This is a genomic window from Flavobacterium anhuiense, assembly GCF_050990855.1.
Classification (GTDB): Bacteria; Bacteroidota; Bacteroidia; order Flavobacteriales; family Flavobacteriaceae; genus Flavobacterium; species Flavobacterium anhuiense_C.
Genome location: NZ_CP158861.1, coordinates 4,754,446 through 4,778,614, shown reverse-complemented (window position 1 = coordinate 4,778,614; position 24,169 = coordinate 4,754,446). Strand labels below are relative to the sequence as shown.

Below are 24,169 nucleotides of genomic sequence, written 5' to 3'. Positions count from 1 at the left end.
GGTATTAACTATTTTAGTTTTAATTACTAAAATGCTGTGCAAAGATATGTTTATTCGTTCAATCGTTTGTTTGATTTTGCTTTTATTTGGCAAACAGGCCTTGCAGTGTAATCAAACAGGGTATTTAAAATCAGGCAGGTTCGATGTTAGCTTTGATGAAATCGGTTACGAGATAACCAATTAATTTTCCAATTAAATTGTTGTTTGGAGCGTTGTCTAAATCTGGTGCGCCTTCGCAAATATGTAGATAAGCAGCATGTTTGTGTTCTCCAAAAAAAGAAACAAATTGTCTCAATTCTTCAACTGAAAATCCGCTTATGGTCATGGCGCTGCTGGCGATGTTAGGAATTGCATCAAGATCGATTTCGATTCCGAAAGCATCATTTTTAATGAAATCCAAAGCGGTAATCATTTCACGATTAAAGTCTTTTTCTTTTCTAATATTAACGCTGTCGTACGTATTGTAACGAACGCGGTCTTCTAGTTTTTTAATAATGTCTAAAACACTTTTTGAAGTGTAATTTTCGTGAAGACCAAAAATGAAGTATTTCTTTAAAAAACCTTCTTCATACGCGTATGAAAATCCATTTCCACTGTGACGGCCTTCTAAAATCCTAAAATCAGAATGTGCATCAAAATTGATGGCATTTATTGGTTTTCCTTTCGCAAGAGCGGCACCCTTAATATTTCCGTATGCATTATTGTGGCCTCCGCCTATGATAATTGGTGTTTTTCCTGCTTTAATAATTGTAAAAATGATATGAGAAACTTCTTTGTCTATTTTTTCAACCAGCTGACTTAATTTTGAACGGTCGTCGATGTCATTAAAATCGAGATTTTCTACTTCGCGCATTTCTGCTGCAACATTAATTTGTCCTAAAACAATAATGTTGCTTCCTTTACAGAATCGATTATGCTGAATATTGGCGATGCTTTTTATAGCACATTGCCATGCAGAGGCAGCCCCAGGTCTTCCGTAATTGGCACGTACACCAATATCTTCAGGAATTCCTAAAAGCACATATTTAGCTTCACTTTCTTTAATAAAATTAATCTTATCAATTCCTGGGGGAATGACAATCATTTTTTCGCCGAACTTTATTTCACCACTTCTGTGATTTGTGATTTTAGCTAAATCATTTATAGTGAAAGGGATTAATTTTTCCATGAAAAAAATTTATTTTCCAAAAATAATATAATTGTAGAAACTTACGTTATTACCTTATATTAATTCTTAAATTTGTTATTAAAGAAAATTATTTAAATATGGAAAACCCAAAGAACAACAATTCAAGTCTAAAGGCGGTAATCGCAGTTTTAGCAGTCCTACTGATTGGTAGCTTAGTGTATATTTTTAAATTGTCTTCTGATTCAGACGTAGTTAAGACAGAACTTACCACAACTTTGACTGAAAAAGAATCTGTAATGAAAGATTTACAGGAGTTAAAAGCGACTTATGATGCTGCTATTGCTGAAAACACTTCTATGTCTGACGAATTAATCCAAGAAAGAGATAAAGTAGTTGCTTTAATGGATGATTTGAACAAATCTAAAGGAGATGTTTCTAAATACAGATCTCAAGTTCAAGCAATGCAGAGCAAAATGAAAACTTTAGTTGCTGAAAACGATGAGTTGAAAAAACAAAATGGTGTTTTAACTACTCAAAGAGATAGTACTATTGTAGTTTTAGGAGAATCAAAAAAATACAATGAAGTATTAGTTGGTCAAAACGAAGAATTGGCTAAAACTGTAGAAAAAGGTTCTAAATTATCTGTATTAAATACTAAAACTTCAGCTTACAAATTGAAAAGCTCTGGTAAACAAATTGAAACAGACAAAGCAAGTCGTGCTGATGTTTTGAAAGTTAGTTTTACAATTGCTGAAAACCAAATTGCAAAATCTGGAGATAAAACGTATTATGTTCAAGTTATCGATGCTAAAAACAATGTTTTAGGCGAAAAGAAAACAGAAAACTTTGGAGATAATACTTTAACGTACAGCTTTAAAACTACAGTTAAATACGAAAACAAAACGGTGCAAGTAAGTGAAGATCTTCCAGGAAAAGATTTTGCTAAAGGAACTTACTTTATCAATGTTTTTGATAACGATGAATTGGTTTCTAAAACTAGTTTCAGCTTAAGATAATTCAGCCGAAGGGAAAAATACCACTTAAGATATTAAAGGTCTGTGATTTTCACAGACCTTTTTTTATGCAGTATTTTAAGTCGAAAGTTGAAAGTCGAAAGTTGAAAGTCGAAAGTTGAAAGTCGAAAGTTGAAAGTCGAAAGTTGAAAGTTGAAGGTTGAAAGTTGAAGGTTGAAAGTTGAAAGTTGAAAGTGAACAATAAGCCGTAAAAGATTATTTTAAAATTTTGCCTTCAACAAAAACAGATTCGATGAGATTGCTTCCAAATGCATAAGGAATTTGGTAATAAGAAGAAATAGGTTTTGTGAGGATTAAATTGGCTTTTTTGCCTTTTGTAATACTTCCGTGAGTTTCTGAAAGTCCCATTGCGTAAGCGCCGTTTATTGTTGCGGCATTTATGGCTTCTTCTGGCGTCATTTTCATTTTGATGCATGCCGTGGCCACAACAAAATTCATATTTCCTGATGGAGTAGAACCAGGGTTAAAATCTGTAGCCAATGCTAAAGGAAGTCCTGCTTTTATCATTTCGCGCGCTGGCGTGTACGGAATGCTTAAAAAATAAGAACAAGAAGGCAAAGCAACAGGCATTGTTTCAGTGCCTTTTAATGCTTGAATGTCTTCTGGATTCATAACTTCAAGATGATCTACAGAAAGTGCATTAAATTTAACTCCAGCCTGAATTCCGCCAATAGAATTAAATTGATTCACATGAATTTTTGGCTTTAAGCCAAATTCAATTCCAGCCTGCATAATTTTTTCGGTTTCTTCTACAGAAAAATAACCGCTTTCGCAGAAAACATCTACATAATCTGCTAGTTTGCTTTTAGCAATTTCAGGCAACATTTCATTAATAATTTCATCTAGATATCCTGCTTTATCTTCTTTAAAATGAGAAGGAAAAGCATGTGCCCCAAGAAAAGTTGCTTTTATTGCAACAGGATAATTTTCTGATAATCTTTTAATAACTCGAAGCATTTTTAATTCACCATCAACTGTTAAGCCGTAGCCTGATTTAATTTCAACTGCTCCAGTTCCTAGATGCATTACTTCTTCAAGACGGGTTTTAGATTGCTCGTAAATCTCTTCCTCAGAAGTTTCGTTTAATTTTTTAGCCGAATTTAGAATTCCTCCTCCGCGATTAGCTATTTCTTCATAAGAAAGTCCGTTAATGCGGTCTACAAACTCTTGTTCGCGATTTCCCGCGTAAACTATATGCGTGTGGCTGTCGCACCAAGACGGAAGCACAACTTTTCCTGTTGCATCAATAATTTCGTCAGCATTTATTTTTGGAAGATTGTCCATTGAACCGAAATCTTCAATTAAATTGTCTTTTAAAACTAAAAAAGCATTTTTAATTGTTGGAAGTTTGGCCATTTCAGAACCTGAGACTTTGGCAACCGAAGTTTCGCGAACTTGCAACAGTTCTTGTATGTTTGTGATTAAAGTGATCATTAGTAGAATTGTTATAAAACACAAATTTCACAAATTTTCCCTTATGAATAAGTGAAAACTTGTGAAATTCGTAAAAATGTTTTTATCTAAAAATTATTCCGAAACTGTAATTTCGAACATTTTGCTCCAGTTTTTACCAGTTACAAAAATGGTTTTAGTTTTAGGATTGTATGCAATACCGTTTAAAACATCGTCCTTTGTGATGTCTGTCATTGTTTTTCTTAAATCAGATAGATTTAAAATTCCTTCAACAGCTCCCGAATTTGGATCTACAACAGCAATAGCATCTTTGAACCATACGTTTGCGTAGATTTTTCCATCAATCCATTCAATTTCATTAACGGCTTTAATTTTTGAAGCACCAGAATAAACGTTGATGTAATCAATCATTTTTTGAGTAGCCGGATCAACTTTCCAAATTTTTTCAGTTCCATCTGTTTGGTAAATGTACTTTCCGTCATTTGTCATTCCCCAACCTTCAATATCTTTTTCGTAATCAAAGGTTTTTTCAAGCTTTAAAGTTTTAGCGTTGTAAATAAACCCTTTTTTGTTTTTGTAAGTCAGTTGGAATAATTTATCGTTTATAAATGTAATTCCTTCTCCAAAATATTGCTGGTCAAGATCAATCTGATTGAAAACTTTTCCAGTTTTATAATCGTATTTTTTTATAAATGAAGCGCCTTCTTGTCCAGTGCTTTCATATAAAGTGTCTTTGTAAAATTCTAAACCTTCAGTAAACGCTTTTTTGTCATGAGAAAAAGTATTTACGATTTTATATTTTAACAATTTAGGTTCAATATCTGAAACTACCTCGATTCTTGTAGTTGCATCAGAAGAATCTCCGCCAAAATAAACTTTCGCTTTTAGGTATTGATAGCCTAATTTTTGGTCTAATAATTCAAATCTAAAATTTTCAGTGCCTTTTGTTCCTCCAACTCTTTGGTCGTTTACAAAGTAGGCAACACTGTCAATTTCTTTCGATTTTGGGTTTAAAATTCCAATATTTAGCACTTCTTTTTTCGTAAGATGAGCTGGAAAAGCAGAATCATCGATAGTAAATAAAGAATTTTCACCTTTATTTTTTTCTCCGCATCCAGTTAATGTAATTCCTAATAAAATGACAGCTAGGAAGTTATATTTTTTCATAGTTTAAAATTTGAATAAGGCAATATACGACGATATTTTTATTGTCGCAAAGGTCTTGCAAAAATATAAAAAGGTTGTATATTTGCACCGGCAAGTCCTACACGACCAGCTCCTGCAGACTCCCCCAGGATGGGAACATAGCAAGGGTACGTGGTTGAGCGGTGCGATGTAGGTCGCTTGCCATTTTTTATTTTTTTAGAATTATTTAATTTGTAATCTTCCTTCTGGAAGATTTTTTTATTTTTGGACCTTTCTGAAATCAAATTTTATAGATAAAAGTTTTAACTATTAGAATGATTTTAAGAATTTAGAAATACATTTTATCTTTAACATTTAACATCTAAATTAAAAATGAGCAAAGTCGTTTTAATTACAGGAGGATCGTCAGGAATTGGAAAATCTATTGGTGAATTTTTACATCAAAAAGGTTTTGTTGTGTATGGAACAAGCAGAAATCCTGAGAAAGTTTTAAACTCCATTTTTCCTTTGGTTGCTTTAGATGTTCGAAATTCTGAATCTATAAAAACTGCCGTAGATAAAATTATTGCGACTTCTGGAAGATTAGATATTGTAATTAATAACGCTGGAGTTGGAATTACGGGGCCTCTGGAAGAAATTCCAACCGAAGAGATTAGAAATAATTTTGAAACGAACTTTTTCGGTCCAATTGAGGTTATGAAAGCAGCGTTGCCGCAAATGCGCAAACAAAATTCGGGACTTATTATCAATATTACTTCGATTGCTGGTTATATGGGACTTCCGTACAGAAGTGTTTATTCGGCTTCAAAAGGAGCTTTAGAATTAATAACCGAAGCTTTGAGAATGGAAGTAAAAGCTTTTGGTATCGAAATTACAAACGTTGCTCCGGGAGATTTTGCCACTAATATTGCTGCAGGACGTTATCATGCGCCAGTGATTAAAGATTCTGCTTATGAAAAGGTTTACGGAGAAGTTTTAGCGACAATGAATGATCATGTTGATGCAGGAAGTAATCCGAATGAAATGGCTGAGGCTGTTTACAAAATCATTCAGACTAAAAAACCAAATGTGCATTATAAAGTTGGTGCTTTCATGCAAAAGTTTTCAATTGTTTTGAAACGTGCGCTTCCAGATAAAATGTATGAGAAAATGTTAATGAACCACTATAAATTATAATGTTATGGGGAATTTTAATGAATTTTTGCCAACTATTTTTGGCGTTTTATTTTTAGTTATTATTTGGTTTGTAATTCGAAGACTGTTTGCTTCTATAAGTGACAAAATCAATAATTCTGAAGTTTACAAACAAGACACTCTCAGGGTTCTTGAAGAAATTAGAGATGAATTGAAAGAATTGAATAGAAATAATTCGAAATAATTTTGGGCTTTGAATAAAAATTATTCGGCTATAACTTCAGGGATAATCCTTACAAAACCTAAGGAGGGATTAAAAAATGTAAAAAATACACTTATTTTTAACATATAATTTGAAAATGGTTTTAATTTTAAAAACGTTATTGATATTGATTTCGTAATTTTGCAGCTAGATTTTCTTCAAAGATTTTTATCTGCTGGGAAATTTGCAAATTTATAAATACGAACAAACCATTTTTAATTAAACAAATTATGAAATTTTTTATAGACACAGCTAATTTAGCTCAAATTAAAGAAGCACAAGCTTTAGGTGTTTTGGATGGTGTAACAACTAATCCGTCATTAATGGCAAAAGAAGGAATTACTGGAAAAAACAATATCCTTAAGCATTATGTTGACATTTGCAATCTTGTTGATGGTGATGTAAGTGCTGAAGTTAATGCGCTTGACTTTGACGGTATGGTTAAAGAAGGTGAGGAGCTAGCTGAATTACACGAGCAGATTGTTGTAAAACTTCCAATGACTAAGGAAGGTGTTATGGCAGCTAAATATTTTTCTGATAAAGGAATTAAAACTAACGTAACTCTTGTTTTCTCTGTAGGACAAGCTATTTTGGCAGCTAAAGCTGGAGCTACTTATGTTTCTCCTTTCGTTGGACGTTTAGATGACGTTTCTACTGACGGATTAAACTTAATCCAAGAAATTAGAGAAGTGTACGATAACTACGGTTACGAAACTCAAATTTTAGCAGCTTCTGTGCGCCACACAATGCACATTGTAAACTGTGCTAAAATTGGTGCTGATGTTATGACTGGACCACTTTCTGCAATTTACGGTTTATTGAAACACCCATTAACAGATATCGGTTTAGCACAATTCGTAGCGGACTTTGAAAAAGGAAATAAATAATCCTTAGATACTTACAAAATAAAAATCGTCTTTTTTCTAACGAGAAAAGACGATTTTTTTTACTTTTATAGGGAATCTTAAACAGTTAAATATGAAAGTTGCCCTACTTATGTTGTCTTTTTTTGTAGCGAGTTTTTCTGTAAACGCTCAAGCCGCTAAAGTTATTACTTCTGTAAACGATGCGGGAGATGTTGCAACTTATGAATTAGATTGCTCTGTTAAATTTCAAACTCTTGCAAAAGGTCTTCGTTATAATATTACGAGGCATGAATTTAAAGGGCCAGAATTAAAAAACACGTATCGTCTTATGTTGGTAATGGACGGATTTTATTCTAAAACATTAAATAGCGAAATGACGATTTCGGCAGTTTTAAGTGATGGCACCAAAATAGAGGCTAGAAAAACTATTGAAGATGACGGTTTTTTTGATGGAGCTTGCACTTTGAAAATAAAAGATCCTCAAGCGCTTTTAAATGCCGATATAGACAAAGTAATAGTCCATGCGGATAAAGATGTGGTTTATTCTTTAACGGCGCAAAATAAGGCTGTTTTTAAAAAGAATTTGAGTAATATAATTAATGCGAAATAAAAGGTTCAAAGGTTCAGAGCTGCAAAGGCTCAAAGTTTTTTCCTTTGGAAATAAAAAAAATCCAAATTCCTATTGGAGATTGGAATTTGGATTTTTTTATATTGTTATTTTAAATTTTTTAGTGTCCACCACCAGCACTTTCTACGTGACTGATGCCTTGTCTTTTTAAAATTTTAGGACAATAGAAACCATAAAATCCTAAATAAGCAAAACCAAGAAGCGGTATAATGTACGAGAAATGAGTGTATGTAATACCGAAAATTCCTCCTGGATTTGTTGCATCCAAATCACAAATACTTCCTTGAACCAATGGAATAACTCCACCACCAAGAATCATCATGATTAAGAAAGAAGATGCTTTTCCTGTATTTTTTCCTAATCCAGCAATCGCTAAATCGAAGATTGACGGCCACATGATAGATAAGAATAAACCTCCAGAGATAAAGAAGAATTTAGCAATTTCTGGATTTGGCCATGCTAATCCTAATGCCATCATAGTTAATCCTGAAATTCCGAAAAGCATTAATGTTTTTCCAGCGTTTTTACCACCAACAAAACTTACTGCAATAAATAGTAAAATCCAGAATGGGTAAATATAAAATGAAGAAACATCATGTGCAGCGAAGATGTTTGCTCCAATGATTACTCCAAAAGCAGCAGCAGGAACGATAAATTTAAGTGCCGTATTTACCATGTTTGAAGTATTGAATACGTTTGCTCCACCATTCCAACGACCGATCATTAAACTACCCCAGTAAAGCGCAATAAATGGTGCAACAGCGTCTTCTAAGATGTTTCCAAACTCGTTAGTATGTAATAAAGCAGGTAAATTACTGATGATTGTTACTTCAGTTCCTACATAAATAAAAATTCCTAACATACCCAAGTATAATTGTGGATAGTCAAGAATGTTGAAATTACTGTGTTTGTCTTTAATGACTGCTTCTTCCTCTTTTACAGGATCTTCGATTTTTGAGAAGTTCATGAATACAGCAACAGCGATAAAAGCAAGACCTAAAATGATGAAAGGCAATTTAATATCTTCTAATGAAAGAGCAGTTTTTTTGTTGTCTCCCATTCCGAACAAAGCGATACCTAATAAAATAGCTCCGATTGTTGTTCCGAAAGAATTGATTCCACCAGCAAGTGTTAAACGGTGTGCTCCCGTTTCTGGACTTCCCATTTTAATCGCTAACGGATTAGCTACGATTTGTTGGATAGAGAATCCTAAACCTACTGTAAATAAAGCTGTTAAAAAGAAAGGGAAACTTTGGATTGTAGCTGCTGGAATGAATAAGAAGGAACCAACTGCAGACAAAACTAATCCTGCTGATAACGTTCTTTTGTAACCGTATTTTTGTAAAACGTCTACTTTTAAAGAAACTATAAAAAATATAATTGATCCAACAAAATAGGCAGCATAAAAAGCCCATGCTACTAATTGAGATTGTACTTGCGATAACGTAAATACTTTTTTAAATACTGGAATCAGGATGTCATTAGCAGAACCAACAAAACCCCAAAAGAAGAAGACGATTATCAAAGAGATAAATTGTCCCCATTTGGTTTGAACATTTTCTGAACTCATAATAATAAGGTTAATTTTTTATTTTATTGTTTTTTGAAGACCGTAAATATATTTGTTAGGATTATCAAAAAAAAATAAAAAGGTATAAATAATGTTAAAATTAAACCAACGACAGTGTTTTTTCAACAAAGTGTTAATTTTAACCCACTTAGAAAATGTAATTCGTAATTATATTTATTCCAATATCTTATTTTTAACCTCTTTGCTATAGTTTCTTCCTATCGGAATGTTGTAAGACTGTATTTGAACACGATTTCCTTCTATAGATTTTACCTTGTTTAAGGCAATTACATAAGATTTATGAATCCTAAGGAAGCGATCTGCCGGTAATTCTTCTGATAGGGATGTGAGAGATTTATGTGTAATATAGGTTTTGTCTGGAGTGACGACTTTTATATATTCTTTCATTCCTTCAACGAATAGAATTTCTTCAATATTAATTTTCATCATTTTTTTATCGACTTTAATAAAAATATGAGAGTCGCCTTTTGCAGTTTCGACCTTAATATTGTTTTTGAGATTGTATTCGGTAGTAATTTTATTGATGCATTTGATAAACCTTGGCAACGGAATAGGTTTTACCAAATAATCTAAGACGTCCAAATCATAACTTTCAGCAGCAAATTCTCTAAAAGCAGTGGTAATGATAACTTTGGTTTTGTTTTCTATTAAACTAATTAATTCAAAACCTGTCATCATAGGCATGTTAATATCTAAAAAGACGGCATCAACAGGAGTGCTGTTAATAAAATCCAGCGCCTCTAAAGAGTTATTGAATGTTGCGATAACTTCAAAATCTGTAAAATTGGTGAAATAATTTTGCAAAACTTTGATAGCTAAAGGCTCATCATCAATTAACACGCATTTAATCTTCATTAGATGTAGGTATTTGTAATCGGATTATGTAGAAATTTAATTTGGTTTGGTGTTTAAGGCTGAAATTGTTTCTGTAAATTAGTTTCAGTCTTTTTTTTGTATTAACCAAACCAATTCCTCTTTTCGGATTATGACTTTGTGAAATTACAAAATTATTTAAGATTTCAAAATCGAGTATTTTGTTGTCGATGACTTTGCAGTTGATTTTTATTTTTAAATTTTTGTTGTTTAAACCTCCATGTTTAAAAGCGTTTTCGACCAACGAAATAAAAATCAAAGGTGGCACCACAACCTCTTCAATATTTGATTCTAGGTTTATGGTAACTTCTACATTTTCAAAACGAAGCTTTTCAATCTCGATGTAATTCTGGATATAATCGATTTCTTTAATCAGTGGGACAAACTTGGTTCCTTTAACATCGTACAAAACGTACTCCATCAAATTAGAAAGTTTTATGATCACGTCTGGTACTTTCTTCGAAGACTCTAATGATAAAGCATACAGATTATTTAAGGTGTTGAAGAAAAAATGCGGCTGAATCTGATTTTCAAGATATTTCAGTTTTATTTTAAACTGATTTTCTCGCAATGATCTATTTCTTTCTCGTTCTCTTAACCAAGTCAAAGTGAGATATACAGAAGAGGCCATTGCTAAAACATATAATTCTCCAATGCAAACTGCAACTATGTGGTTGATTTCAAAAGGATGATATTCTCTATTGGCTTCTGGCCAGATGTTTTCAGAGATGATGTAATAGGTAAGGGCGGTTTTGGCTAAATAAATGGCAAATAAACTTAGAAGCAGTAAAAATGTATACATGATATATTTTTGCTTCAACACATATCTAGGAACCAAAACAAATAAATTCAAATATACTAAAGGAATCACCAAAGAGAATTCGATTAAGTTGGATTTGAATGCATAAGGATAATCATTAAAGTAAGCACCCCATCTTAAAAAGTTTAAAGTAAAATAGACACCCCAAAACCAAAAATGATTTTGCAATTTAATATCAAATTTAACTTTTCTTATTTCTTTCAATTGGTTTTAAGTTATTTGAAGGATTTTGGTTTTTCTTAACAGTATTCAAATCTTCTGCAACTTTAAACAATTAACTGCTAAATGCCAATTTTTTTGAATAAAATTTCTAAATAAAAGGATATTGGTGCTTAATTTTTGTATTAGAACGTTTTCGTAAAGCGTATTATTGAATGATTTATGTCGTTCGTTTAAATTTTGTTGCTGTTGGTTTAATTTATTTTTTTTAACAATGCCTTAAGAATAATTTTACATCATAACTAACAAAATAAAAATAACATGAAAAAAATTTTCTTAATCTTTATGATTGTTTTTACGGCGCAAGTTTCGCTTGCACAAGTAAAAAATGTCAAGGGTGTGATTACAGATTCTGACGGTATGCCATTACCAGGAGCTTCTGTTGCTGTACAAGGAGGTCAAAAGGGAACCACTACCGATTTTGACGGATTGTATACTATTGAAGTTCAAAAGGGTCAAAGTTTAGTTTTTACTTACGTAGGACTAGAAACTCAGACGATCGTTGTAGGGGATGCCGCTACAATTAATGTGAAGATGGTTCAAGGAGCTTCAAATGCATTGAATGAGGTTGTGGTTACTTCTTTAGGTATTAAAAAATCTAAAAAATCTTTGGCTTATGCAGCTCAAGAGCTTAAAGGAGAAGAGCTAACACGTGTTAAAGATGCTAACCTTATTAATACTGTAGCTGGTAAAATTGCGGGTGTTGCTGTAACAAGAAGTTCATCTGGAGCAGGAGGAACTACAAAAGTTACTATTCGTGGTAATTCATCTTTCGTAAATAACCAGCCATTATATGTAATTGATGGTATTCCGTTGTATAATGGTGGAGCGGGACAGCCAAATGGAACTTTTGGAGATTTAAATGGAGGTAATAAAGATGGAGGAGATGTAGTTTCATTAATAAATCCAGACGATTATGAGGGGATGACCGTTCTTAAAGGAGCTGCAGCTTCTGTGTTGTATGGTTCACAAGGAGCTAATGGAGTTATTTTATTATCTTCTAAAAAAGCTAAAGCTGGAGCAGAATCATTTAATGTAAATTCAGTTACAACTTTCGAATCGGCAGCATATCTTCCAGAATTCCAATCTGATTATACTTCTAACGCAGGAGATCCAAGATCTTGGGGACCAAAACAAAAAGTAGAAGGTGATAAAGAGATTAAAGATTTTTTTGAAGTAGGTAATACTCAAATTACTTCTATGACTTTTACAAAAGCTACAGAAGGAGCTTCTACTGCTTTGAGTTATGCTAATACAAACGGTTCTGGAATTATTCCTGGAAATCACATCAAGAAAAATAACTTTGGAATTCGCCAAACAAGTAAATTCTTTAATGATAAATTAAGTGTTGCAGTAACCGCAAATTATGTTACTCAGACGATTAATAATAGACCAACAAATGGTTTATACTTTAATCCAATCTCAGGAGTTTACAGTCATCCAAGAGCATTTACTTTGAATGATTTGAAAACGTATGAAGTTTTTGATCCAGTAAAAAATATGATGCAGCAAAACTACCCGGGATTTGCAACAGTAAATGAAAGCAATGAAAATCCATACTGGCAGATTAACAGACAGAAATCTGTTGATAAGAATAATTTCTTTACAGGAGCAATCGCTTTAGATTATAAAATTGCTGAGTGGTTTCATTTAACGTCAAGATATAGCTATAATAGAAACGAAAGTAATTTCCAAAAAGGAATGTACGGAAGTTCTGCAACTTCATTGGTGCACCCAACGGGAAGATATATCAATTCAAATCTTATTGGAACACAGAATTATGCTGATTTGATTGCTTTGTTTAATACAAAAATTAACGACAACTTTAGTTTTAATGGTACTTTAGGAACAAGTATAAATCACTCGAAAACAACTGGATTAACGATTGATTCAGGAATTGGTGGTGGACTTGTTTATGATAATATTTTTACTTTAGGAAACTTTGTAAACAATAACGGAAATGTTCAGACAGGATCTGAGAGAGAAGTACAGTCTGTATTTGCTGCAGCAACTTTTGGATACAGAGATTATTTGTTTTTAGATGTAGCAGGAAGAAATGACTGGTCATCTACATTGGCAAATACTCAAGATCCAGGATATTTTTACCCAGCTGTTGGTGCGACTGCAATTGTAAGTGAAATGGCTACAATGCCAGAGTTTATCAATTATGGTAAAGTACGCGCAACTTTTGCTCAGGTTGGTAATGATATTGCATCTACAATTACAAGTCCAACATCTAGTATAGTAGCAGGAAACATTGTAAATCCTACAGTAGGGCCTAGACCAGGTACTAGTTTGAAAAATGAATTAAAATCGGAATTAGAGATTGGTACAGAATGGAGAATGTTTAATAACAGATTAGGTTTTGAACTTTCTTACTATACTTCTGAAACTAAAAATCAATTTCTTCAGGTTCCTGCTGAATCGACAAATGCTAACGGATACACTTTCTATGCTATCAACGCTGGTAGTATTTCAAATAAAGGTTTTGAAGCTGTTATATATGCTGACATTATTAGAGGTGAAAAATTCAATTGGGAGTCAAAAATTAATTACTCACAAAATAAGAGTAGAGTAAATGATATTCCTTCAGAAAGTACAGGTGGAAGAATCGTACTTACAGATCCAGGTTCTAACTCTTACAGATATTCATTAATTGAAGGAAGACCATTTGGTGTAATTGAAGGTTTTGATTTTCAAAGAGATGCGCAAGGCAGAATCTTGGTTAATGATGATAACACATTACAAAGAACAGATTGGAAAGAAATTGGAAACGCAAATCCTGATTTTATGTTAGGTTGGTCTAATACTTTTAAATTAGGAGCTTTTACAGCTAATATTTTGCTTGATGGTCGTTTTGGAGGAGAGGTACTTAGTTTAACCCAAGCAATCAATGATTTTAATGGAGTTTCTAAAGTTACTGGAGATGCAAGAAACGCAGGAGCTGTAAAACTTAATGGTGTTAGAGCTAGCGATGGCACAGCAGTGACTTCAATGGATCCATATGAATATTACAGTAATGTGGCAGGTAGAAATGGTGTTAGTAGCCAGTACATCTATGACGCAACTAATGTTAGTGTAAGAGAGGTTTCTATCGGATATACATTCAATAAAACAAAATTACCAGTTTTTCAATCGGCTACAGTTTCTTTAATTGCCAGAAATTTATTCTTTATTTATAAAGATGCTCCATTTGATCCAAATGTGGCGCTAAGTACAGGTGAAGGTTTACAAGGTGTTGACGTGTTTGGAATGCCGTCAACAAGAAGTATCGGTCTTAATTTAAACTTAACATTCTAATTTTACAATCATGACATTAAATATAATAAAAAGAACAGCGATATGCTTCTCTCTTCTTGCAGCTTTTAGTTGTACAGATAATTTTGACGAGATGAATCAAAATCCTGTAGGAGCAACTACACCGGATTTGGAACAAAACTTTAATAATATTAAAAGTTTAATAAAACCTGCATTTACCAGACTTTATATATCAGACGTAACTTGGCAATATCAATTGCAACAAAGTTTACAGGCCGATGGATGGTCAGGCTATATGACTACTCCAAATGAGTTTGGTGGAATAAACAATCATAACTACAATTTAAATCAGAACTGGAATGGTTATGCTTGGGATGATGCATATGTAAATATTATTGCAAATTTGTTTAAAATAGAGCAACGAGCAAAAGGAAAGTATGATCAATTTTATGCATGGTCACTTATTATTAAAGTAGCTACTATGCAGCGTATTACTGATATGTATGGTCCAGCCGTATATTCTAAGTTTGGGGGAGATGGATTAGCGACTTATGATTCTCAAGAACAAATCTATACTCAAATGTTTAAAGATTTAGATTTTGCAGTAGCGGACTTGACAGCCAGAGTAGTAAAAGGTGAGGTTTCAAATTTTACAGAAACAGATCAATCTAATTATGGAGGAAGCTATTCTCAGTGGGTTAAATATGCAAACTCTCTTCGTTTAAGATTGGCTATGCGTATTTCTAAAGTGAATCCATCACTAGCAAAAACGGAAGCAGAAAAAGCAGTAAGTCACTCTATAGGTGTATTTAAGTTAAACACAGATGTGTTAAAAATTAAATCGCCACTTGATTTAAATGTTATCGATGTAATGAGCCACGCTTGGGTTGGTTTGTTTATGGGAGCAGATATGGAATCTATTTTAGGCGGATATCAAGATCCTAGAATGGCTAAGTATTGGGAGCCATCTGTGCAAGTTGCGGGTGAATATAAGGGAGTTAGAACAGGAATCGTTTATCCAACACCTTCAACATATGCTAATTTTTCACAAACTGGAGCTCGTACAAAAACAGGCGAAGTTACGTGGATGTCAACAGCCGAGGTTTATTTCTTAAGAGCAGAAGGGGCTTTAAGAGGATGGAATATGGATGGTGTTGCTCAAAATCTATACGAAGCAGGAATTAAAGCATCTTTTGATCAGAATGGCGTAGAAGGCGCGTCAGCTTACATTGCGGATAATGTTAAAGTTGCGAAAGATTATGTTGATCCAATTAATGCTGTAAATAATTCTCCTGCGGTTTCTAAAGTTACAGTAGCTTGGGGTGCAACAAATGAAATTAATTTAGAAAAAATCATCACTCAGAAGTGGATTGCTACATATCCTGATGGACAAGAAGCTTGGTCTGAATATAGAAGAACAGGATATCCGAAATTGTTTAGAATTACGAATAATAAAAGTGGTGGAATTATAAGTACTGCATTAGGAGTGCGAAGATTGCCTTTCCCTTTGTCTGAAGTAACAAATAACCCTAAAGGAGTAGAATCTGGAGTTGCAGTTCTTGGTGGAGCAGATAACGGAGCTACAAGACTTTGGTGGGATGTTGATAAAGCAAACTTCTAAAAAAAAAATAGAATATTAAGTTTGGTTAGTAGTATTGGTATAGATGGCGAAAGCTTTCTATACCATTCTTAAAACCAAAATGGTACTTACTACAAAAAAGAAAAGAAATGAAAAGTGCTTTAGAAATAAAACCTGATATTAGTTACAAAAGCGCGGGAAAATTTGAAGAAACTCGATTTGAAAAAATACATATCGAAATCTTTAAAGGCTCTATTGAAGCCTCTGTAATTGTAGCACAGGAAATTGCGCAGCTAATTAGATCTAAGCAGGAGAGAAATAAAGCTTGTGTTTTAGGTCTGGCAACAGGTTCTTCTCCTATCAAAGTTTATGAAGAACTAGTGAGAATGCACAGAGAAGAAGGACTTAGTTTTAGCAATGTAATCACCTTTAATCTGGATGAATATTATCCGATGACTAAGGAGAACAATCAGAGCTATCATTATTTCATGCATGAGCATCTTTTTAATCATATTGATATCAAACCTGAAAATATTAATATTCCTGATGGTACAGTAGCAATTGAGGAAATCAATCAATATTGTATTGATTATGAAATGAATATTAAAAATGCAGGTGGCCTTGATTTTCAATTGCTAGGAATTGGTAGAACAGGACACGTTGGATTTAACGAGCCAGGTTCGCACATCAATTCAGGGACAAGAATTATTACCTTAGATCATATTACAAGAGTCGATGCATCATCAGCTTTTAACGGTATTGATAATGTGCCCAAACGCGCCATAACAATGGGAGTTTCAACCATCATGAGATCAAAGCGTATTGTTTTGATGGCTTGGGGGCAAAACAAAGCCGACATCATCAAAAGAACAGTTCAAGGTGATATCAGTTCTGAAGTTCCAGCAACATTTTTACAAAATCATCCAAATGCAACTTTCGTTTTAGATCAGTCTGCTGCTTCAGAATTAACGCGTTTCAAAACGCCTTGGTTAGTGGGAGAATGTCTGTGGACTCCTGAATTAAAGAGTAAAGCGATTGTTTGGTTGTGTCAAAAAACAAAACAATCTATTTTGAAATTGACAGACCGTGATTATAACAATAACGGAATGTCTGATCTTTTGGCTCAAGAAGGTTCTGCCTATGATATGAATATTAATATGTTCAATATCTTACAGCATACTATTACGGGTTGGCCAGGAGGAAAACCTAATACAGATGATTCATTTCGTCCAGAAAGGGCAAATCCGGCAAAAAAGAGAGTTATACTTTTTAGTCCGCACCCAGACGATGATGTAATTTCTATGGGAGGAACATTTTCTAAGCTAATCAAACAGGGACACGATGTTCATGTAGTGTACCAGACTTCAGGAAATATTGCGGTTTCAGACGATGAAGCATTAAAATTTGCAGAAGTGGCTAGTGATTTTATAGGAGATGAAAAAGCAGATATCAATTTCAAATCGGTTATTGAATTTTTAAATAATAAATCTGAAAATCAAATCGATTCTTTAGAAGTGCGAAAATTAAAAGGACTTATCAGAAGAAGAGAATCTTACGGAGCAACAAGATATATCGGATTGAAAGATGAGAATACGCACTTTTTAGATCTTCCTTTTTATGAAACAGGACAGGTTAAAAAGAATCCGTTAGGACCAGAAGATATTGCTATTGTAAAAGATATTATCGCTAAAATAAAACCGCATCAGGTTTTTGCTGCAGGAGATCTGGCAGATCCGCACGGAACGCATGAGGTTTGTTTAAATGCCATTTTTGCCGCTTTAAAAGAACTTAAGCCAGAACCGTACATGAAGGATTGTTGGTTATGGCTTTATAGAGGAGCTTGGCACGAGTGGGACATTCACGAAATTGATATGGCAGTTCCGTTAAGCCCATCAGAAGTTTTATTAAAACGTCATGCTATTTTGCACCACCAATCTCAAAAAGACAGGGTAATGTTTCAAGGAAATGATTCTCGTGAATTTTGGGTTAGAGCAGAAGATCGAAATAAAAATACAGCTATTTTATATGATGAGTTAGGTTTGGCTGAATATGAAGCGATCGAAGCATTTAAACGTTTTGATTATTAAAATTTTATGATTCTACACCAATGAATCAAATGGCAAAATTCAGATGATTGCTTGTAAAAGTGAGGTACCGCAGAAGTCATTCTGGATTTTGTCTTTTTTTATAAATTTAGGATACGAATTAAAAAACTATCCAACCAAAAAAAAAAGAAAAATGAAATATCTATTTGTACTATTGTTAGCAGGCTTAACTGCAGGTGCTCAAGTCCAGAAAGAGCAGCTGAATCTTATGCCTTGGCCTCAGAATGTTGTTATTAATGAAGGTAATTTTAACTTAACTAAAAATTTTAAAGTAAACATTACAGGAAATCCAAATGCAAGAATATTTGGAGGAGTAACTCGTTTTTTGCGTCGCTTAGATGGTAGAACAGGTATTTTCTTTGAACAAGGTTTTATAATCAAATTAAATGAAGTTCCGAATGCAGAATTACAAATCAATTGCACGAAAAGTGGAAAAATTGGTTTGTACGAAGACGAAAGCTATCATTTAGATATCACTTCAAACAAAATCACTTTAAACGCATCAAGCGATTTGGGGGCTTTACACGGTTTAGAAACGTTGTTGCAAATGCTTCAAAATAACTCAAAATCATTTTATTTTCCGGTTTCAAAAATTTCAGATTTCCCTAGATTTACTTGGAGAGGCTTAATGATTGATGCGTCAAGACATTTTCAGCCAGTAGATGTAATTAAAAGAAATATTGATGCATTGGCTGCTATGAAAATGAATGTTTTTCACTGGCACTTGGTAGACGATCAAGGCTGGAGAATCGAAATGAAAAAGCATCCAAAGTTTACGCAATTAGCATCTGATGGAATGTATTACACACAAGAGGAAATTAAAAATATCGTAAAATATGCAGATGAGCGCGGTATTTTAATTGTTCCAGAAATAGATGTTCCAGGTCACGGATCTGCAATTTTAACGGCTTACCCAGAAATTGGCAGTAAAGTAATCACACTGACAGGAGGAACATCCGAAAAAAATATTCAAGGTACAGCAATTGCAACCTATGGAATTGAAAGAAATGCTGGAATTTTTACTCCAACATTAGATCCTTCAAATCCTAAAACATATCAATTATTAAGTGAAGTTTTTGATGAGGTTTGCCCATTATTTCCAGGTGCTTATTTCCACATTGGAGGAGATGAAAACGAAGGAAAAGATTGGGATGCAAATCCGAAAATTCAAGAATTCAAAAAGAAACATAATTTAAAGACCAACCACGAACTACAAACGTATTTCACGATGCAATTGGCTCCAATGTTAAAGAAACATGGAAAACAATTAATGGGTTGGGAAGAAATTCTAACCAAAGATTTATCTAAAGAAGCAATCGTACATTCTTGGAGAGGGCCAAATGAAGGAATGCCTGCTGGGCAATCTTTGGTGGATGCCGTTAAAAAAGGATATAAAACGGTACTTTCAAATGGCTATTATATCGATTTGATGTACCCGATTGCCAGTCATTATTTAAATGATCCGATGCCAAAAGGAGCTAATTTAACAAACGACGAAAGAGCGAGAATTTTGGGTGGAGAAGCTACAATGTGGACCGAATTGGCCACACCAACAACAATAGATTCAAGAGTTTGGCCTAGAACGGCAGCTATTGCTGAAAGACTTTGGTCTGCAGAAGATATAGTAGATGTTGAAAATATGCGTAAACGTTTAGAAAATATTTCTTTTAGATTGGAAGAATTGGGCATCACACATATTCGTAACAAAGATGTTATTTTAAGAAATATTGCAAACAATCAAAATATTCAATCGCTTGAAGAATTTTCTAAAGTAAGCGAGCCTTTAAAAGGATATACTCGTAACAAAGGTGGAACAGAATATCAAATGTATTCTCCGTTTACTTTGTTTGCAGATGCATGCGGACCAGATGCAAAAGATGCTCTTGCATTTGATGTTGCAGTAAATCAATATTTAGCCAATAAATCGGTAGACAATAAGACGAAGGTAACGGCATTTTTTAACAAATGGATAACCGTGCACAACGACTTGACAGCTTTAAGTGCCAATGCACCATTAGTACAGCCAATTTTGCCTTTGTCTAAAAAATTGAATGATGCCTCTAAAGAATTGCTATTGGTTTTAGACAATAAATCAACTTTAAAATCTGAAAGCTTAAAGCAATTAATAGAAGATTGTAATACAAAAGATCATGCAGATGTTGAATTAGCTGTTTATACAAGCTTGAAAAAATTATTGTAAAATTAAATTTGAATTAGTGTTAGTGATTTAGTGCCTTTATTAATTTAAAATGATGTATCTCCGCCAGATTCATTCTGGCAGAGATATTTACAAAAGACATTTTTCCCAATTAAGGGATAAAATATATTTTCAAGAGTTAATAACAAAGTTCATGAAAATTAAGTGGAATAAAATATTTGGTGGATTAGAATTGAGTTTGGTTATTTATGTTTTAATCTAATTTTATTTCAAAACAATGTATCAATTTTGGGTAATTTGTTATTTGGTTTTTGCTCAAAGGAGATCATGTATAAGCCTGACAATTCGTTGTCAGGCTTTTTATTTTTTTAATGATAAAAACAGTATTTTGCATTATAAAATAATTGGTAAAGAGAAATGGAAAATAGCAATTTTATCTTTAAATACGGTTTCTGTATAATTGGTTTGGTACTGTTAGTACAGGCTCTTATTGTTTTTTATGAAAAAATAAGTTTTATAGAAAAAGCAAATGTTGCGCAAGGAATTGTTTTAGATAGCTCATCAAACGATAAAACTTTTGCAGCTTTTACCACAAAAGGAGGTAAGCAGATTACATTTTCGTCCTATAATAATTTTGGAGGTTATGACGCGGGAAAAAGTATTGAAGTTTTTTATGATCCCGAAAATCCATATAATGCGAAGATAAATAGTTTTAGTGTTTTATATCTTGGTGTATTGATTCTTGCACTTATGGGCAGTGTTTTCTTTGTGACAGGCTTCTCCTTTTTTAGATCTGATTTTTTGAAACAAAAAAAGATACAATTTTTGAAACAAAATGGCAGACATATTATTACAAAGTTTAGTCAATTAAAACTTAATGTAAACGAAAAGGCAAACGGTAGTTACCCCTATATTATTTGTAGTAAATGGTTAGATCCAGAAACGAACAAAATGTACGTGTTTGAAAGCGAAAATATTTGGCTAGATCCTACAGAATTTGATGTGAAAAATGAAATTATGGTTTTGATTGATCCAAACAATATAAAGACATATTATATGGATATTTCATTTGTGTATATTTAGAAAATTAGATTAATAAAGATTAGTTTTTTCAGGAGCTATTTACTTCGTTAGTCGCTATCGCTCATGTCCTGCTGTCCGCTCTATCTTTTATGGTCTCGTTAAAGAAACGAGACATGAAAGGACGCTTCCATCAAGACTAGGTCAATCGTTTTCATAAGAAAACAAATGACTAATGTAGAAAAAAACTTAGCTAGCTTTGCGTAAACCCCAGCGTCTTCGCAGTTAAAAAACTTTCACTACTTTTGAAATAAAATACGTTTCAGAATCCATGCAGAAATTCATTAGCCTAATTACACTTCTTTTTATTTTCGCCATAAGCACCGCTCAAACAAAATTCGGAAATCCAGAAGTTGATCCTTTACAAATTCAGAAAACCTACGAACAATGGTCGGTTTATAATAAAGGAATTATGCTTTCCAGAGATTTTACTGCTTTAGATTCTGCATCAAAAGAAATCTCAAAAGAAGTTTTTTTAGACCAATTGGCAAACGGAAACTTCATTCCTGTTCGATTGAAATCAGAAGCGAATGTTTACGTTTATAAACTCTTCAAAATTCAGCCCAAAACCGATACAAGCATAAAAGCAACCATGAACCAAATTGGTTTTGATGCTTACAAAAACTACAAGATGGAAGGAACTGCTTTTCCACAGTTTTCATTTAAAGATTTACACGGAAATTTGGTTACAAATGAATCCATGAAAGGAAAAATCATCGTAATAAAATGCTGGTACATACACTGCACGCCATGCATTAGAGAATTCCCGCAAGTCAATAAATTAGTTGAAGATTACAAAGACCGAAAAGACATTGTTTTCATGAGTCTAGCCGAAGATTCTTCAGAACAATTAAAAACGTTTTTAACTAGAAAACCTTTGTCTTATTCTGTAATTCCAGATATGAAAGAATACATGAATAATGCTTTACAGCTGAATTCTTTTCCAACACATTTCATCATCAACAAAGAAGGAATTATTTCAAAAGTGCTACCAAATTTTGAGAGTTTGGAAGTTGCTTTAGCAAAAGAAAGCAAATTGTAAATTTTTTAAACCATATAAGTTCATATAAGGGATTATAAGTTTGGTTTGATGAAGTTTTAAATTACAATCTTAAGTGCATTTAAATTTTAAGTTTAGTTTTAAATGAACTTATATTACTTATATGGTTAAAATAAAAACCTTAGCGCCTCAGCATCTTTGCAACTTAGAACCTTTTTCACTACTTTTGCACCAAATTAATTAAAAAGACATTCATGTTAACAGTCAATAATTTATCAGTTCAATTTGGTAAAAGAGTTTTATTTGATGAGGTAAATACAACTTTCACTCACGGAAACATCTACGGAGTTATTGGAGCCAATGGTGCTGGAAAATCTACTTTTCTAAAAATCATTTCAGGTGATATGGACCCAACTTCAGGGCATATTCATTTAGAGCCAGGAAAACGTATGTCGGTTTTAAACCAGAACCACAACATGTTCGACGAGCATACCGTGTTGGAAACCGTTTTAATGGGGAATAAAGTGTTGTATGCTGTTAAAAAAGAAATGGATGAGCTTTATTTAGATTATAATGATGCTAATGCTGACCGAATTGGAGAGCTTCAAGTTCAGTTTGAAGAAATGAACGGATGGAACGCTGATTCTGATGCAGCATCAATGTTATCTAACTTAGGTATCACAGAAGCAGATCATTATACTTTAATGAGCGATATGGAAGGAAAAATGAAAGTACGTGTGCTTTTGGCGCAGGCACTTTTTGGAAATCCTGATGTATTGATTATGGATGAGCCTACCAACGATTTGGATTTTGAGACAATCGCTTGGTTAGAAAACTTCTTAGCAAACTACGAAAACACTGTAATTGTTGTATCTCACGACCGTCACTTTTTAGATGCGGTTTGTACACATATTTCTGATATTGATTTCGGAAAAATCAATCACTATTCAGGAAACTATACTTTCTGGTACGAGTCTAGTCAATTAGCGGCAAAACAACGTGCACAGCAAAACAAAAAAGCAGAAGAGAAGAAACAAGAGCTTGAGGAATTTATTCGTCGTTTTAGTGCAAACGTGGCGAAATCGAAACAAGCAACTTCTCGTAAAAAAATGATTTCGAAATTAAATATTGCCGAAATCAAACCTTCTAGCCGTCGTTACCCTGCGATTATCTTCGATCAGGATCGTGAGGCTGGAGATCAGATTTTGAATGTGCAAAACTTATCTGCTTCTGTAGACGGTGAAGTGCTATTCAAAGATGTGGATTTGAATATGGCGAAAGGCGATAAAATCGTTCTTTTCTCTAAAGATTCACGTGCAACAACTGCTTTCTACGAAATCTTAAACGGTGAGCAAAAAGCAGATTCTGGAACTTTCGACTGGGGAATTACAACAAACCAAGCGTACTTGCCAGCTGAAAACCATAAATACTTCGAAAATGATTTAACTTTAGTAGACTGGTTACGTCAGTACGCTAAAACGGAAGAAGAACGTGATGAGGTTTTCATTAGAGGTTTCTTAGGGAAAATGATTTTCTCTGGAGAAGAAGCTTTAAAAACGTCTAGAGTTTTATCAGGAGGAGAAAAAGTGCGTTGTATGTTGTCTAGAATGATGATGGAGCGCGCTAACGTTTTAATGCTTGATGAGCCAACAAACCACTTAGATTTGGAGTCTATTACAGCTTTCAACAACTCTTTGAAAAACTTTAAAGGTTCTGTAATTTTTACAACGCACGACCACGAGTTTGCTCAAACTGTTGGTAACCGAATTGTAGAATTGACACCAAACGGAGTTATCGACCGTTACATGACATTTGATGAATATCTTGATGATGAAAAGATTCAAGAACAAAGAAAGAAGATGTACAATCTATAA

The 24,169-nt window shown here is 33.4% G+C and carries 18 protein-coding genes and 1 other RNA gene; 13 read left to right on the top strand and 6 right to left on the bottom strand.

Annotation, left to right across the window (positions count from 1 at the left end):
* Positions 1-130 precede the first annotated feature (130 nt).
* The gene (locus ABTV69_RS20605) at positions 131-1,168 is read right to left on the bottom strand and encodes a formimidoylglutamase (RefSeq protein WP_433832175.1); all 1,038 of its coding nucleotides are present in this window, start codon (positions 1,166-1,168) and stop codon (positions 131-133) included.
* A gap of 98 nt (positions 1,169-1,266) precedes the next feature.
* Between ABTV69_RS20605 and ABTV69_RS20600 the strand changes: the two genes are divergently transcribed.
* A complete protein-coding gene (locus ABTV69_RS20600; RefSeq protein WP_433832173.1) occupies positions 1,267-2,145 on the top strand; it encodes a hypothetical protein in 879 nt (292 codons plus the stop codon).
* 213 nt (positions 2,146-2,358) lie between these two features.
* Here the strand turns inward: ABTV69_RS20600 and hutI are convergent, their stop codons facing one another.
* Both hutI and ABTV69_RS20590 read right to left on the bottom strand, forming a co-directional pair.
* Complete coding sequence (hutI, locus tag ABTV69_RS20595; RefSeq protein ID WP_433832171.1) at positions 2,359-3,597, bottom strand: imidazolonepropionase; 1,239 nt, start codon at positions 3,595-3,597, stop codon at positions 2,359-2,361.
* Between the two features lie 93 nt (positions 3,598-3,690).
* Complete coding sequence (locus ABTV69_RS20590) at positions 3,691-4,743, bottom strand: glutaminyl-peptide cyclotransferase (protein ID WP_433832169.1); 1,053 nt, start codon at positions 4,741-4,743, stop codon at positions 3,691-3,693.
* 88 nt (positions 4,744-4,831) lie between these two features.
* Here ABTV69_RS20590 and ffs point away from each other — a divergent pair.
* From ffs to ABTV69_RS20565, 5 genes are all read left to right on the top strand, one after another.
* Positions 4,832-4,929, top strand: an RNA gene (gene ffs / locus ABTV69_RS20585) — signal recognition particle sRNA small type.
* A gap of 165 nt (positions 4,930-5,094) precedes the next feature.
* A complete protein-coding gene (locus ABTV69_RS20580; RefSeq protein WP_433832167.1) occupies positions 5,095-5,898 on the top strand; it encodes an SDR family oxidoreductase in 804 nt (267 codons plus the stop codon).
* 4 nt (positions 5,899-5,902) lie between these two features.
* On the top strand, positions 5,903-6,100 hold the full coding sequence (locus tag ABTV69_RS20575; RefSeq protein ID WP_433832165.1) for a hypothetical protein: 198 nt from the start codon (positions 5,903-5,905) through the stop codon (positions 6,098-6,100).
* 248 nt (positions 6,101-6,348) lie between these two features.
* On the top strand, positions 6,349-7,005 hold the full coding sequence (gene fsa, locus ABTV69_RS20570; protein WP_433832163.1) for a fructose-6-phosphate aldolase: 657 nt from the start codon (positions 6,349-6,351) through the stop codon (positions 7,003-7,005).
* 91 nt (positions 7,006-7,096) lie between these two features.
* Positions 7,097-7,594 carry a hypothetical protein gene (locus tag ABTV69_RS20565; protein ID WP_433832161.1) on the top strand — a complete coding sequence of 166 codons (498 nt, stop codon included), beginning with the start codon at positions 7,097-7,099 and terminating at the stop codon, positions 7,592-7,594.
* A 118-nt stretch (positions 7,595-7,712) separates the two neighbouring features.
* Here ABTV69_RS20565 and ABTV69_RS20560 read toward each other — a convergent pair whose 3' ends face one another.
* The 3 genes from ABTV69_RS20560 to ABTV69_RS20550 form a co-directional block, all read right to left on the bottom strand.
* On the bottom strand, positions 7,713-9,182 hold the full coding sequence (locus ABTV69_RS20560; RefSeq protein WP_433832159.1) for an MFS transporter: 1,470 nt from the start codon (positions 9,180-9,182) through the stop codon (positions 7,713-7,715).
* 174 nt (positions 9,183-9,356) lie between these two features.
* Entirely contained in the window at positions 9,357-10,058 is a 702-nt protein-coding gene (locus ABTV69_RS20555; RefSeq protein ID WP_433832157.1) for a LytR/AlgR family response regulator transcription factor, read from the bottom strand.
* Positions 10,048-11,100: a sensor histidine kinase gene (locus ABTV69_RS20550; protein ID WP_433832155.1), complete on the bottom strand. Its 1,053-nt coding sequence runs from the start codon at positions 11,098-11,100 to the stop codon at positions 10,048-10,050. The genes ABTV69_RS20555 and ABTV69_RS20550 overlap by 11 nt, the downstream gene beginning before the upstream one ends.
* A gap of 276 nt (positions 11,101-11,376) precedes the next feature.
* Between ABTV69_RS20550 and ABTV69_RS20545 the strand changes: the two genes are divergently transcribed.
* The 7 genes from ABTV69_RS20545 (at position 11,377) to ABTV69_RS20515 (ending at position 24,169) form a co-directional block, all read left to right on the top strand.
* On the top strand, positions 11,377-14,415 hold the full coding sequence (locus ABTV69_RS20545; RefSeq protein WP_433832153.1) for a SusC/RagA family TonB-linked outer membrane protein: 3,039 nt from the start codon (positions 11,377-11,379) through the stop codon (positions 14,413-14,415).
* Positions 14,416-14,425: 10 nt separating this feature from the next.
* Positions 14,426-15,994 carry a RagB/SusD family nutrient uptake outer membrane protein gene (locus ABTV69_RS20540; protein ID WP_433832151.1) on the top strand — a complete coding sequence of 523 codons (1,569 nt, stop codon included), beginning with the start codon at positions 14,426-14,428 and terminating at the stop codon, positions 15,992-15,994.
* A gap of 107 nt (positions 15,995-16,101) precedes the next feature.
* A complete protein-coding gene (gene nagB, locus ABTV69_RS20535; RefSeq protein ID WP_433832149.1) occupies positions 16,102-18,039 on the top strand; it encodes a glucosamine-6-phosphate deaminase in 1,938 nt (645 codons plus the stop codon).
* Between the two features lie 151 nt (positions 18,040-18,190).
* Positions 18,191-20,257: a beta-N-acetylhexosaminidase gene (locus ABTV69_RS20530; RefSeq protein WP_433832147.1), complete on the top strand. Its 2,067-nt coding sequence runs from the start codon at positions 18,191-18,193 to the stop codon at positions 20,255-20,257.
* Positions 20,258-20,632: 375 nt separating this feature from the next.
* Positions 20,633-21,298, top strand: coding sequence for a DUF3592 domain-containing protein (locus ABTV69_RS20525; RefSeq protein ID WP_433832145.1), 666 nt, complete (start codon positions 20,633-20,635; stop codon positions 21,296-21,298).
* Between the two features lie 268 nt (positions 21,299-21,566).
* On the top strand, positions 21,567-22,337 hold the full coding sequence (locus ABTV69_RS20520; RefSeq protein WP_433832143.1) for a TlpA family protein disulfide reductase: 771 nt from the start codon (positions 21,567-21,569) through the stop codon (positions 22,335-22,337).
* Positions 22,338-22,549: 212 nt separating this feature from the next.
* On the top strand, positions 22,550-24,169 hold the full coding sequence (locus tag ABTV69_RS20515) for an ABC-F family ATP-binding cassette domain-containing protein (protein ID WP_343535026.1): 1,620 nt from the start codon (positions 22,550-22,552) through the stop codon (positions 24,167-24,169).